The organism is Candidatus Peregrinibacteria bacterium (assembly GCA_016220175.1).
Lineage (GTDB): Bacteria > Patescibacteriota > Gracilibacteria > CAIRYL01 > CAIRYL01 > JACRHZ01.
The window spans coordinates 1-13,991 of the sequence record JACRHZ010000034.1 but is presented as its reverse complement, the minus strand read 5'-3'; the positions used below and the strand labels follow the sequence as shown (position 1 = coordinate 13,991).

The following is a 13,991-nucleotide window of genomic DNA, read 5'->3' as shown; positions in this document are numbered from 1 at the left end:
ACTCTTTCCAATTTGCGATACGATATCTCTGTCTAAGTGAGGATTTCTTTTTCATTTTGAAAGAGGTTATTGTTCCTCCTCATCTTAGACATACTCCTATTCCCGTACAATTTATTTGTGCAACAAAGCCATTCGTAATTCCTAATTGACTAATTGATTTCCCCCAGCGCTCCGATGACTCCCATCGCCTTTTGAATCGATTCCAAATACTCCATTTCCGCATCAGAATCAACGACAATTCCGCCTCCAGCTCTGACTTCCATACTCTTCCCTATTTTTTGAATTGTGCGAATGAGAATATTAAAATCCGCATTTCCATTGAAAGAAAAATAGCCGGCGCTTCCTGAGTACACTCCTCGTGAAGATTTTTCGAGTCGTCCCAAAATATCCATTGTCTCCACTTTAGGCGCTCCGGTAATTGTTCCTCCGGGAAAAACTGCCTTCACAATATCAAAAACCGTTTTTTCGGGAGCAAGTTTCGCAGAAATATCAGAAACCAAATGCATTACAGACGCATAACGCTCGACTCGAGCAAATTCGTCGACATGCACTGTCCCAAATTCCGCAACACGGCCAAAATCATTCCTGAGAAGATCGACGAGCATGGAATGTTCCGCGAGTTCTTTTGAATTTTTGAGAAGGTCTTTTTCGAGTTCCTGATCTTCTTCTTGATGAATTCCCCTTCTTCGAGTTCCCGCAATTGGTTGCGTAAATATTTTCCCGTTATGAAGAGAAAAAAGGCGTTCTGGAGAACAAGAAATGACCGAAAGATTTTCATGCTCGAGAAAAAACATCATGGGCGCGGCATTTTTTTGAACAAGAATTTCAAAAATTTCTTGGCTCGAGAGATTCGTTTCTGACGCCCATTGTTGAGAGAAATTCGCTTGAAATGTATTTCCATTTTCAAGTTCGTTCTGTATTTTATAAAAGGCGTCTTTATACTCTACATCTGTGATTTCGGGCACAAAAACATGATACGGAATATGAGGATTTTCTTCGCTCAAAAACGCATCAACAGTGATGTGCCGATCACGAAAATTCTGGAAAGAGACATCTGCCGAAATTTCTTTTTCAAACCATCCTCCGACAAAAGCGCTTTCATGGAGATGATCAAATACCACAAGGTGCTCAAATATTTGAAAAAGTCCTGTCGGAAATGAGGTGTTTTGAATTTTATTTTTCGTAAAATTTTCAAGTTCATGTCCAAAATCATAACTCAGAGTTCCGGCAAGACCTCCACAAAAATGGCGAAATGCCTCTGGTGCATTTTCTGGAATTTCTCTTCTTTTTCCTAATTTCTTTTCCAAAAGCCCGAGAAAATCCGTTTTTGCTCTGGAAAAAAGAGTTTCTTCCGGAGAAAAAAGGAGAAATGAAAATCTCCCTCCGTTCTTTTCTGGAAGTGATTTCGCTGAAAAAAAGAGCATGGGATGCTCACGCTGATTTTGGAGAGATTTTAAGAGAGGAAGCGGAGAAATCCACGGAATATTTCGCCAAAAAAATTGTTTTTCTACTTCCATTGTTCCCAAAATTTACGAAGTGTCGGAAATGCCAACATAGAAAGGAGAAATGCGGAAGCAGGAATAAGCGATGAAAATGCTGCAGATCGCACATCTCGATATATTCCAGAAACAAGGACAAAGAGGAAAACCGACAAAAATGTGATCCCAAAAATTAGAAATCTTCTCGTAAACGAAATTTCCCACGCTTTGTCGAGTTCAACGCGTGTATTTCGATCTTGAAGTTTTTGGATTTCTTTCTCGAGATTCATGCATGCAAAAAAATACGACACTAGTATAGGCAGAAGTGTCCATTATGAAAAGAAAAGGAACAATTCGTGAATTGCTTTTACTGATTGCTGACCGCTTACTGCTTACTGCTTGCTTATCTCCACAATCCACGAAATCTCATTGAGATCATGAAATACGACTTGATCTGGACGAATTCCCACATGCGCCAAATTCCCGAGCATAAGCTCCTTGGTAAAGCGAAGAGACCAAAATCCTTCTTTTGTCGCCATAAAAGGATCGTTCGTATGAGCATTGAGAATGTGTTGACCTGTTTTTGAGTAAAATTCAAACTGCATGTTCTTTGTCGCTGTGCACTGTTTATACACCGTAAGATATATGCTCCCTTTTTTCAAAATGCGATACATATGGCGAAGAATTGCAATAAATTTTTCATTTTTTGTGATTTCTCCCTTTTCATATTTGGCGACATTGAAATTGTCTTTTCGAAAATTCCCCGCTGTAAAATACATGCAGAGCACACGATCGACGGAATCTCCAGGGACATCATCCAAAAATTCCGCATCGGAATGAATGAGGTATATATTCTGAATCCCATGTTTCTCAGCACTTTTTCTTGTTGTATTGATCATATCTTCTGCAATATCAACTCCGATATATTTTTCTGACTGAGGTGCATATTTGAGAGCATGTCGTCCCTGTCCGACACCAATATCAAGAATTGTTTTCCCTTCCCAAGGAAGTGCATTGAGAAATTGCCATTCTTTTTCGACAGCATCCTGCAGAATAATCGGCATACAGTCAGGATCAAATGTCTTTTTTACATTGTCATTTTGATATTCTTCGAGATGAACAGTGGTGGAAGACACTGAAGAAATTGTGGTGGTTTTTGTGAGAATCATGGAAACGGGAGAAAAAGGAATTATGTTTGCGAGTATATCTTCATATTTTTTTATTGCAAAAAGAGAAGAATTTTTTTATGAAAAAATCATTGTTTTACTGGCTTTTAAACTGTATTTTAGAAAAATACGATTCTGTCGAAACGCTCCGACAGGATATGGATCTTTTTCCAAAAAATTTGACAAAATGACCTTAAAATTGATAGAGTGCGCGCGATGGAAAAACACCGCATCACCGCTCGGCAGAATCGACGACAAAACTGGATATTCCAGAAGGTTCGTTGATGCGCGAGAATTTGCATAAAAAATAACGAGACTTCTGGAGGATTCAGAAGTTTTTTTAAATATTTTTTCTTCGATGATTCCATACATTACCAGTTTTCTTCTCGGCTTTACACTTGCCACATCACCCGGACCTGTTTTTCTCACCATCATGAGGCAGGGGCTCAAGGATGGATTTTTTTCGGCCCTCCTGGTAAGTCTCGGAACTCTTCTTGCTGATGCAATTCTTCTTTTTTTAAGCTTTCTCGGATTTGCTTCAATTTTTCAGATGTCCGCATTCCACATTTTCCTTCTTATTTTTGGAACAATTCTCCTCTGGTATCTGGGAATACAAAACATTCGCACATCTCTTTCTCTTCCACCAATCAATGGCAAACATGCCTCTGATCAGGGACACAAAGGCTCTTTTTTGATTGGACTCCTTTTGGTGCTTTCAAACCCTCTTTCCTACATTTCCTGGATGGGAATTCTGGCTGTAATTTCTGCATCACAGAACGTTATTTCCGGAAAGGAACCTCTTATTTTTCATATCTTCTCAATTATTCTTGGCATTTTTTTGTGGGATATTTGCCTCTCTAAAATATCTGATATCGGAAAAACTCACCTGTCGCAAAAATTTTTCCTCTATTTTTCAAAGGGATCAGGAATATTTCTGCTGAGCTTTGGAATATATTTTGGGTATAAAACAATTTCTTACATTTTATAATTTCTCGATGTTTCTGCCACTCTTGCATGTTCGACGACAAATTCGACGATTCTGGTTCCTTGAGAAGCTCCGGCGATGCTGAAAATTGTATTGCCGAATTTTTACAAGCTTCTGGAAAATTTTCAGAAGCTTTTTATATATTCATCTGTTTAGTTATGAAAACAACAAAAAGGATAAGTACCTACTGTGACAGTGAAACTAAAACTCTAAAAGAAGTTGTCCTGGGTTATCCTGACAATTTTCACCGAGATCCATCTATTGTGGAAATTGTAAATGTAACACAGGAGGCATTCTATAACTCACCAAACAAACCAACTGCAGAAAAAGCAAAACCAGAATTCAACATCTTTCAAAAAACGATGGAAAACAATGGTATTAGAGTGCACAGACCCCAGCCTTGCCGTGTAGCAGATCAGTTTACACCAAGGGATATCGGCTTTGTAATTGGTAATAAATTCTTTAGGTCGAGCATGGCGAAAGAAAGTAGAAAAAATGAATGGCATGGAATAGGTGAATTAATAAAAAATTTTAATCGTGTCATTCATGTCCCAGATTCTATTGTTATCGAGGGCGGAGATATTATAGTAGACAAAGGATATGTATTTGTTGGAATCAGTCAGCGAACAACAATGCTTGGATTCGAATGGCTAAAATCTCAACTACAGGGCAGTGATTTTCAAACCATCCCCGTGCCACTGAAAAGTTTAAGTGATGGCGAAGATTGTTTGCATCTTGATTGTGCATTTGTACCCGTTGGAAGACGCCATGCATTGATTTATCCTGATGGATTTCAAACAATTCGAAGAGAAATAATCGAAAATTATCACTGGATTGAAGTAACAAAAAAAGAACAAATGGAATTGGGAACAAATGTTTTGTCTCTATCTCCAGTCTGTGTCATCACAAGAGACATTGCAAAACGAATTAATCGAATACTCAATGATTTAGGATTAGAAGTAATTCCATTGGAATTTGACGAAGCCCCAAAAACAGGAGGGAGTTTTAGATGCTGTACTTTGCCATTGATAAGAAAAAGATCATGAAGAAAAAATATATTCACATTTTAGGAGAAGGGAACACCCCAATAATACGATCTAAATATATTGCTAAAGAACTGGGGATCAAAAACCTGTGGCTGAAAAATGAAGGTTTAAATCCCTCAGGCTCGTTTAAAGATCGTGAATCTGTTTATGTATTCAATAGACTCAAGAGGCAGAACGTAAAAAAGTCTGTCAGTATCGCATCATCTGGAAATGCTGCCATTTCAGCCTGTTTGTATGGAAAACATTTTGATGTTGAAGTTCACTGCATAGTCTCAGAAAAGATTGCTCAAGAGAAGCGGGAACTTATCCAACTCTTAGGTGGAATATTGCATGTAATTCCAGGTTATTATAAAGAAAGTTATGAGTGGTTAGTTCAAAATCCAATTTCGAATGCTATTAACATTACCTCTGGTCAGTATTACGGTAGAGAATTGGGCAATGTACCTCTCCTAAACGAAATTTATTCTGACGGGGTATTGGCAGATATTATAGTAATGCCTGTTGGGAATGGGTCTCTTCTCTCTGGCGTGTTCAAAGGATTAGAAAAGTTAAAAAAGGAAGGCTGTATCAAAAAGTATCCTCAACTCATTGGCGTCGAAGTCATGAATTTTGCCCCCGTTGCTGAAGCAATAAGACAAGGAAGAGATTCTATTGAAATTAAAGAAAGACCGATATCTATCGCTGATGCAGGAATGGCTGCGCAAAAAGCATATTGTTCAGAAAAGTGTATTGCAGCACTAAAGGCAACCAATGGAAAAATCGTAGAAATAGAAGAGGAATCAATTCTTCCTGCTTTATACGACTTGCTTCAAGAAGGCATCTTTGTGGAACCCAGTTCTGCATGTGTGATTGCAGCACTAAGAAAGCTCAACAAAGAAAGATGTTTGCCTGATGGAAACATTGTTAGCATATTAACTGGTTCAGGACAAAAAATGTCCAAAAAATTATTGAAAATTACCACAACCTGATTCCAACTTTTGAAATTGTTTTTTAACACCTACCTTATATCATCTAAAGTAGAAAAATATTTATATTGAAAGAGAAAAAAGAAATTAAGCTTTTTCTGAATTTAGAAAATAATATTTTTTAACAAGTATTTTTTTAACAATATAATTGACAAACTGGCTCTAAAACTAGTAGAGTTGCCGCGATGAAAAATTATTGTACCACTGTTCGGCAAAATCGACGACAAAACTGGTCATTCCAGAAGGTTCGTTGATGCGCTGATTTGCATGAAAAATAACGAGACTTCTGGAAATTTCAGAAGTCTTTTTTTTGTAGATTTTTCTTTCTAAATGCACGCATGAATATTTCTCACTTATCTACACTCCGACGATTGATTCGACGATACTGGAAACTCCAGGAGCTCCGGCGATGCTGAAAAATAGTGTTGCCGAATTTTTACAAGCTTCTGGAAAATTTTTCTGGAAGTTTTTTTATTTTATGAAATTTTATGAAAAAAGATCTCACCAAAATCACTGACTTGGAAAAACATGAAATCCAAAAAATCATTCAAAAAGCATTTGAATTTAAGCAAAAGTCAGATCTCCATATTCCCCTCGATCCAGTTCTCAAGGGAAAAGTCGTTGCTATGATTTTTGAAAAACCTTCCCTGAGAACAAAAGTTGCGTTTGAAGTTGCAACTGCCGCCCTTGGAGGAATCTCAAGTTTCCTCAGCAGTTCGCAAATTCTCCAAAGCGGAAATAATGAAAAAGGGAGGGAATCTCTTTCAGATATTGCCAAAAATTTAGAGCGCTTTGCCGACCTTATTTTGGCGAGAGTGTATAGTCATCAAACTATCATCACCATTGCGGATTCTACCCAAAAACCAGTGATAAATGCTCTGTGTGATGAGCACCATCCGACCCAAGCGCTTGCGGATCTCATGGCGATTATGTGGCACAAGAAGAATTATCAAGAGTGCAAAGTTGTTTTCATTGGAGATGGAAATAATGTGGCCACTTCTCTCATGGAAATTTGCGCGATTATGGGCATTAATTTTGCCATTGCGAGTCCAAAGGGATATGAAATCCCATCGAAATATTTCATTGGAGCAAAAAAATATGCGAGTGAAAATGACTCTTCTTTGGAACAATTGGAAGATCCATATGAAGCCGTGGTGAATGCTGATGTTGTCTACACTGATACTTTTATTTCTATGGGACAGGAAGATGAAAAGGAGAAAAGATTCAAAGCCTTTTCAAAATATCAGGTCGACATGAAACTTCTGAAATCGGCAAAAACAGATGCCATTTTTATGCACAATTTGCCAGCGCACAGAGGAGAGGAAGTTACCGATGAAGTGATTGATTCTCCTCAATCCATTGTATTCGATGAAGCGGAGTGCAGACTCCACATCGCAAAGTCTCTCCTTACTTTTTATATTTAATTCTTTTATTTTTCTCTATGCAATCAAATACTTTGTATCAAAAAGTCGCTTCCTATGAAGCGAAAAAAGGCGAAGTGAAATCCGTAGCCCTCATGTATTCCGGAGGACTCGATACTTCCGTAATTTTAAAATGGCTTCAAGATGAATATAATGTCGATGTATACACCGTCACATTTGACATTGGACAAACCTCTGACGATCTTGTTGCCGTTCAAAAAAAAGCGCTGAAATTTGGTGCGAAAAAAGCAATTGTGATCGATCACAAAGACGCGTTTGCAAATGAAGTGCTCTCGAAAGCGATAAAAGCTAATGCAAAATATCAAAATGAGTATTTTATTTCCTGTCCTCTCGGAAGAGCAAGTATTTCCAAAAAAATGGCGGAGATTGCTGAGGAACTTAAAGTTGATGCAGTCGCACACGGCTGTACAGGAAAAGGAAATGATCAAGTGCGTTTTGAAGGATATTTGCTCACATTTGCTCCCGACATCAAAATTATTGCCCCAGTAAGGGAATGGAGCATGGGAAGGGATGAAGAGCTGAAATATGCGAAAAAACATGGAATTGAAACAGTTCAGAGCGAAAATAAAATTTATTCGTACGACGAAAATATGTGGGGAAATTGCATTGAAGGAGGAGTCACGGAAGATTTGGAAAAAATTCCTCCACTCTCTGAAATGCTGAGAATTTGTAATCCTCCAGAAAAAGCTCCTGATACTCCAGAGTTTATAGAAATCACATTTGAAAAAGGAATTCCTGTTTCTCTTAATAGTGAAAAAATATCGCTCGCAAAAATTATTATGAAGCTTTTGAAAATTGGAGCAACACACTCAATTGGAGTTCACCACTGCATCGAAGATCGTCTCGTGGGACTCAAGGTGAGAGAAGTATATGAACAGCCTGCCGCTGAAATTCTCATCAAAGCGCACAAATCTTTAGAAATGCTTGTCTGCTCCCGTGATGAGAATGAATACAAAGAACACATCGATCAAAAGTGGGCATATATGGCATACGGAGCGCTCTATTATCATCCGCTTATGAATCATTTGAACGCATATATCGACAGCGTAAATGAAAAAGTGAATGGAAAGGTCACGGTTAAAATTTATAAAGGTACATGCGAAATTGTCGCGCTTGAATCTCCGTATGCGCTGTACGACAAAAATCTTTCTACATTTTACAAAAACACTGCTTTCAATCAAAATTGTTCCGCTGGATTTATTTCTATTTACACTGGACAAATGCGTCTTGCGCACAAGGTGAAAGAACAGAATGCGTCGAAATAATTTTATGTTGTAGAGACGCGATTAATCGCGTCTCTACCATGCAATATCATTGTTTCATTATCATTTTATTTTCCCTTTATGTCTCAATTGTGGAAAAAATCACACACCGGCGCACCAAATCCTTTTTTTCAAAAATATACTACGGGCACTGATCCCATTTTCGATCTCGAACTGTTCCCTTTCGACGTCAAGGCGAGCACTCTCCATGTAAAAATGCTTCAAAAAATTGGAATTCTTTCAAAGTCCGAACTTAAAAAATTGCTCTCAGGATTTGAAAAACTCTTGAAGAAATATGAAGCTGGGAAAATTACAATTCTCTCCGAAGATGAAGATTGCCATACCATTATTGAAAATGAAATGATCAAAATTTGCGGTGAGACTGCAAAAAAAATTCATACCGGACGAAGTCGAAATGATCAAGTCCTCGTTGCGCTGAGGCTTCTGATGATTCAGAAACTTACGGAAATTTTAAGAAAGCTGAAAAAAGTGTCGGGAGGCTTCGTCAATTTTGCAGAAAAATATCAGGGAACTCCATTTCCCGGATATTCACATACTCGTGAGGCAATGCTTTCGAGCATTGATCACTATTTTCTCGGATACACAGAACTTTTGCTGAATGATTATGAATATTTGAAGTTTGCAAAAAAACAAACGAGCCAAAATCCACTTGGAACTGGAGCCGGATATGGCTCTTCATTTCCACTTGATCGAGAAATGACCACGAAGGAACTTGGATTTGAAAAAATTCAGCTCAATTCTCTTTCTACTCAACTCAGTCGAGGGAAGTTCGAACTCTTCACAATGGACGCACTCGTTCAGCTCATGTTGACCCTCGGAAAGTTTGCCAATGATATATGCTATTTTTCCATGGATGAACTTCAATATTTTTTACTCGATGATGCCATTACAACCGGTTCAAGCATGATGCCGCAAAAACGGAATCCGGACGGATTTGAAATTCTTCGCGGATTCACGAGTGTCGTCATTGGGAATCAACATGCAATTCAGGGAATTTCACAAAATTCTTTCACGGGATACAATCGTGATTTTCAGCTCATCAAAAAGCCACTGCTGGAATCACTGACGATTGTTTCCAACAGTTTAGAATTCGTTTCTCTTGCGCTCACTCATCTCAAACCGAATCAGAAAAATATTGAACAAAAAATTAGTTCAGGAATTTTCGCAGCCGATATCGCAAACGATCTCGTGAAAGAGAAAAAAATCCCATTTCGAGACGCGTACAAAATGGCGATGCAGAAAATCGGAACACAGAAAATAAATCTTCAGGAAAATATACGATCAAAAATAAGTTTGGGAGCGCCGGGGAATGCGCAATTGGAGTGGTATAAAAAGATGATTGAAAAAATGTAGGGACACTTCGTGCATATAACAGGAGTCGCCCCTCCTGGGGCGACCCGAGGTCACCCGAGGACGGGTGACTCGTGGAGAAATTTGTGAGTGCATAATCGATATGTAGAGACAAGGCATTGCCTTGTCTCTACATATCAACAAAAAAAAGATCTCGGATATCTTCCAAAATGGTGAATATTGAGATCCCCGCTTTCGCGGGGATGATGAAATGCTTCGCATTTCATCACATCCTCTCCGGCATCTCAATATTGAGAAGTCCCTACGCTCGGCGAAGTGTTTTGCACTTCGCCGTTTTTTTGTGTCGAAGTCCAAAAGACTTTGACAAGAATAGGGAAGTCAAGAGGAAATGTTAAGGAAAAATTGTTGGATTCCAGAAGCTTTATTTATCAGCGTTTTCTTAAGTTTTACGAGCGATTGTTACACTGAGTGTTGATGTAACTTGTATCATATCATCTGATAAACATAACTCAGGTTTCCAAAATGTATGCAAAGCTCCAACTTCATTATGAAAATCATTAAAATTTCTTTGACTTTTTGCTTGTTCAGTTCTTGGCGAAATAGTCGTAGCTGATTGGTCACCTTGAAAGTCAACAATAAAACCGTTATTTCTTAAAGCAATAGCAAGTTTTCTATTAAAGGCCTCCCTGAAAGTGGGTATAATTTCATCTACTAAATTGCTATTCATGACATCAATTGCCATAACAGCCAAGATACCTTTTCTTGTATCATATAGACTCATAAAAGTATCTCTTGGATTTTTTTGATACGCATCAAATAATTGTCTCTTATACGGATGTAGTGAACTTCTTAGGCCTGAATAATCTTTACTTTTTACCAATTGATATCCGTCAATCGTATTTTGCCTAATCCCAGGAACTGCTTTTTTTGCCACATTAGGGAAAGCGATAACATCAGGAGGAAACCCTTCCATTAAAACACTACTATGAGGTTGTAAATCAAGAAAGTGAACAAAAACTCCATTAGCTTTTAATACTCTTCTCGTTTGTTTACAAGCTTCATCAAGATCGGCAATAGTATCGAAAACAGAAAAAGAGGCTACAGTGTCAACTGATACGTCTGCTATGGGAATTCTTAAAATGCTGCCTACAGCTACCTTTGCATTTGGATTAACTTGCTTTAATCGTTGAAGGGATCCCAAACTTTGTTCAACACCGACAATGTTTGGCAAGTGTTCAGGTGGTATCAACTTAAGTAACTCTCCAACTCCACTACCAAGCTCTAATATTCTGCTACCAGATAGTACGTGTTCTTGAAAAACATGAGTAACAACTTGTTTAGTCGCGTCTCTCACAATTCCTCTAAAAGATTCAAACTCATCAAAGATTTTTGGGTCTGTCCATTCTTTTCGCGAAGAAGATTCTGTATACTTTATTTCCATAGTTTATAATAGTAAGGAATTATTCTATATTTGGATATTGCACACTTCACCAAGAGTCGCCCCTCGGTGACCCGAGGACGGGTGACTCGTGGACAAAAGAGGTGTTATAATATCACTATTTATATTTTTGTCAAAAGATATTTCTCGCAAAACCTCCTCCGTTTCCTCACATCCTTTCCGGCATCTCAATATTCAAAAGCTCCATTCCTTTCTTCAAAATTATTCCCACTTTTTCCGTGATGAGCAGCCTCAAATTTCGTTTTTGCTCGTCTTCTTCTTTCAAAATCTGAAGTTCATTATAGAGCGCGTTATATCTCTTCGCGAGCTCGAAGAGATACGTACAAAGAAGATGCGGAGAATAATTTTTTGCCGCTTCTTCCACGACTTCTCCGAATCGATACACCCACCTCAAAATATCAATTTCTTGTTTTTCAAAATGGGCAATATTCACATTTGTGTGATCGAATTTTGTTTCGAGACGCTTCAAAATACTTTTTGTTCGAACAAACGTGTACTGAATATACGGTCCTGAATTTCCTTCAAATGAAATCGAACTTTCCATATCGAACTCAATATTCATCGTTCGCCCCACTTTGAGAATGCTATATTTTACCGCAGCGAGGGCGACTTTTTCTGCGATCTGGTTTCGTTCCTCAGGAGGAAAATTGCTTTCTTTCATTTTCTCCAAAACTCCCTCTTTTGCGATGTCCACCAAATCGTCAATATAAATAACATTTCCGAGACGTGAGCTCATCTTTTCTTGTCCTTTAATGCTCATCCAGCCATAAGAAAGATGGGTAAAGTCCTCCACTTTTCCGATTCCGAGTTGTTCACACACAGCAAACATTTGTTTGAGCGCAAGCGATTGTTCAGGACCGATAACCCAAAACATTTTGTCAGCTCGAAAAGTATCTTTTTTGATTTTTGTCAGCGATAAATCTTGAGTAATGTAGAGAGATGTTCCGTCTGATTTTATGACCACAGTATCTGCGAGATCGTAATCTTTTTCGAGATTTGTGAGAATAACACCATCTTCTAATTTTCGAAAAATTCCTTTTTTGAGACCTTCTTCAACAAAATCTTTTCCTTCTTGATAGTGTTCGTGTTCATGCCAAATTTTATCCCATCTATTTCCCAGTCGCTGAAGTGTCATCTGTTGTCCCTGATATGAATATTTCAGAACAAGTTCCCACAGCGCCCATGTTTTTTTGTCCTTTGCCTCCCAATCAACGACCATTTGACGAACGATCGTTTCAGACTCTTTACTCGAAGAAAAGTCTCCTGCGCCTTTCACATAGAGGTCGTCAACAAATTTATCCGGGCGAACTCCAAGCGATTCAGGAGTATTCCATTCGTCCTTATGACCATACCAATACGAAATATCTGTTTTTTCCTCAGAATTTTTATGAGCAAATTTTAAAAATCCCCACATAAGTTTCGTGATGGCAATTCCACGGTTATTGTCCATGCAATCAACGACGATTTCAATTCCGATGTATTCCCAAATTTTTGAGAGAGACATTCCAATGACATTATTTCTGAGATGACCAATGTGCATCGCCTTATTCGGATTTGGAGAAGTGTGTTCAATACTCCATTTTTTGCCTTTCCCCCATTCACTCGATCCATACTTTTCATCAATGGATTGTAATTCTTCGAGAAAAACTTCTGGCGCAAAAGTAAAATTGATAAATCCCGGAGCAGCAACAGAAATATCCGAAATAAAATCAGGCTTCTTCATTTTTTTCACTATTTCATCGGCAATTTTAAGTGGTGATTTTTTGAGTTCTTTGCTGAGGAGAAAGGCTACATTCGCCGAATAATCACCATGCGATTCTTCTTTGGGATGTTCGAGCTGAATTTCAATTTTTGGAAACTGTAATTCCTGAAGAGTCTTTTTTAGGACATCTTCTATTTTTGCCATGTATTTTTGAAGACTGTCTTTTTTACTCACAAAAGATGGGAAATATCGAGTGCAGTATGACGAAAAATATGGAAAAACTCAATTTGAATCTGTTCATTTTCTCAAGAAGATTGTGGAAGAGGAACAACATTTCTCCCCATTTGGACAAGTTGAGGAGCATTTGAAATTTTCCTGCTCTTCTCAGTACCAATTATTTTCCCAATAAGTTCTCGTATCACCGTAATACCTTTTTGAAGCAAATCGATAAGAGAGAGAATTTGTGTACTTTGAACTTCATGAGGCGCAAGAGCTACAGCAAGACCAGCGGAGCAATTTTGCCTTCCACTTACTCCATCTAATGTGCAAAGACGATTCCAAGGTGCGTTAGCATTACTTAATGGATGACGACAAAACAGATCAATCATTCCATCAGCTGACAAATTAATGCCGATTTCAACATTGGTTTCTAAAAAACCGTAGAGATCAAGTCGAAAATGAATTGGAATGGACTTCTCAATTCGCTCGGGAACCGCGTTGTTCCAGGCATAGAGTTCATTTAAAACAATGCCAGTCAAACCATCGCAGATTTGTCGGAGTCGTCCTACAAATTGTTCAAGAGATTGCCCATTAAGAGTACAACTATAAAAACTTGAACCACTATTTGCTACGTCCATAATTCGCATATTTTTTGAAACTTGAATTCCATGTTGTGCAAGAGTATCAGTATCTAAAGCAGATACGTTTACCTGATGCGGCACCCTCAGATAGAAGCCATTTTCCTCTAAAAATCTTCGTAAAATTGCACTGTCTCGTAAAGCGACTATATCTAGTATTATGACAAATTAATTTTCAGATGTAGTGCTGACTCATTTTTTGATCTGCCTTTTCTTTTGTGAATGTCCACTGTATCCCTATTCTATCAAAGTTTCTCAGCCCCTGCCACAAAGCTATGCGCCTTTTGATTGTGGCTT

The 13,991-nt window shown here is 38.2% G+C and carries 14 protein-coding genes; 7 read left to right on the top strand and 7 right to left on the bottom strand.

Annotation, left to right across the window (positions count from 1 at the left end; translation table 11 throughout):
* Positions 1 to 149: 149 nt before the first annotated feature.
* The 3 genes from HZA38_03265 to HZA38_03255 all read right to left on the bottom strand — a co-directional run bounded on the left by HZA38_03265 (position 150) and on the right by HZA38_03255 (position 2,647).
* Complete coding sequence (locus tag HZA38_03265) at positions 150 to 1,517, bottom strand: anthranilate synthase component I family protein (protein MBI5414511.1); 1,368 nt, start codon at positions 1,515 to 1,517, stop codon at positions 150 to 152.
* Positions 1,508 to 1,768: a hypothetical protein gene (locus HZA38_03260; GenBank protein MBI5414510.1), complete on the bottom strand. Its 261-nt coding sequence runs from the start codon at positions 1,766 to 1,768 to the stop codon at positions 1,508 to 1,510. The genes HZA38_03265 and HZA38_03260 overlap by 10 nt, the downstream gene beginning before the upstream one ends.
* 102 nt (positions 1,769 to 1,870) lie before the next feature.
* Complete coding sequence (locus HZA38_03255) at positions 1,871 to 2,647, bottom strand: class I SAM-dependent methyltransferase (GenBank protein MBI5414509.1); 777 nt, start codon at positions 2,645 to 2,647, stop codon at positions 1,871 to 1,873.
* Here HZA38_03255 and HZA38_03250 point away from each other — a divergent pair.
* Genes HZA38_03250 through HZA38_03235 form a run of 4 tightly spaced genes read left to right on the top strand, consistent with a single transcriptional unit; the run spans position 2,646 to position 5,643 of the window.
* On the top strand, positions 2,646 to 2,948 hold the full coding sequence (locus HZA38_03250) for a hypothetical protein (protein ID MBI5414508.1): 303 nt from the start codon (positions 2,646 to 2,648) through the stop codon (positions 2,946 to 2,948). The genes HZA38_03255 and HZA38_03250 overlap by 2 nt on opposite strands.
* A 54-nt stretch (positions 2,949 to 3,002) precedes the next feature.
* Positions 3,003 to 3,632, top strand: coding sequence for a LysE family transporter (locus HZA38_03245; GenBank protein ID MBI5414507.1), 630 nt, complete (start codon positions 3,003 to 3,005; stop codon positions 3,630 to 3,632).
* 26 nt (positions 3,633 to 3,658) lie between these two features.
* Positions 3,659 to 4,675, top strand: a complete 1,017-nt coding sequence (locus HZA38_03240; GenBank protein MBI5414506.1) for a hypothetical protein — start codon at positions 3,659 to 3,661, stop codon at positions 4,673 to 4,675.
* A complete protein-coding gene (locus HZA38_03235) occupies positions 4,639 to 5,643 on the top strand; it encodes a pyridoxal-phosphate dependent enzyme (GenBank protein ID MBI5414505.1) in 1,005 nt (334 codons plus the stop codon). Before HZA38_03240 ends, HZA38_03235 begins: the two co-directional genes overlap by 37 nt.
* Before the next feature lie 165 nt (positions 5,644 to 5,808).
* Here HZA38_03235 and HZA38_03230 read toward each other — a convergent pair whose 3' ends face one another.
* A complete protein-coding gene (locus HZA38_03230; GenBank protein ID MBI5414504.1) occupies positions 5,809 to 5,976 on the bottom strand; it encodes a hypothetical protein in 168 nt (55 codons plus the stop codon).
* Positions 5,977 to 6,128: 152 nt separating this feature from the next.
* On the opposite strand from HZA38_03230, the gene argF reads away from it, so the two are divergent.
* From argF to argH, 3 genes are all read left to right on the top strand, one after another.
* Complete coding sequence (gene argF / locus HZA38_03225; protein ID MBI5414503.1) at positions 6,129 to 7,064, top strand: ornithine carbamoyltransferase; 936 nt, start codon at positions 6,129 to 6,131, stop codon at positions 7,062 to 7,064.
* Positions 7,065 to 7,081: 17 nt separating this feature from the next.
* Positions 7,082 to 8,347, top strand: a complete 1,266-nt coding sequence (locus tag HZA38_03220; GenBank protein MBI5414502.1) for an argininosuccinate synthase — start codon at positions 7,082 to 7,084, stop codon at positions 8,345 to 8,347.
* 78 nt (positions 8,348 to 8,425) lie between these two features.
* A complete protein-coding gene (gene argH / locus HZA38_03215; GenBank protein MBI5414501.1) occupies positions 8,426 to 9,718 on the top strand; it encodes an argininosuccinate lyase in 1,293 nt (430 codons plus the stop codon).
* A 397-nt stretch (positions 9,719 to 10,115) separates the two neighbouring features.
* Here the strand turns inward: argH and HZA38_03210 are convergent, their stop codons facing one another.
* From HZA38_03210 to HZA38_03200, 3 genes are all read right to left on the bottom strand, one after another.
* The gene (locus HZA38_03210) at positions 10,116 to 11,117 is read right to left on the bottom strand and encodes a class I SAM-dependent methyltransferase (protein MBI5414500.1); all 1,002 of its coding nucleotides are present in this window, start codon (positions 11,115 to 11,117) and stop codon (positions 10,116 to 10,118) included.
* A gap of 166 nt (positions 11,118 to 11,283) precedes the next feature.
* Positions 11,284 to 13,071, bottom strand: coding sequence for an arginine--tRNA ligase (argS, locus tag HZA38_03205; GenBank protein ID MBI5414499.1), 1,788 nt, complete (start codon positions 13,069 to 13,071; stop codon positions 11,284 to 11,286).
* A gap of 71 nt (positions 13,072 to 13,142) precedes the next feature.
* Positions 13,143 to 13,778, bottom strand: a complete 636-nt coding sequence (locus HZA38_03200) for a hypothetical protein (protein MBI5414498.1) — start codon at positions 13,776 to 13,778, stop codon at positions 13,143 to 13,145.
* Positions 13,779 to 13,991 lie beyond the last annotated feature (213 nt).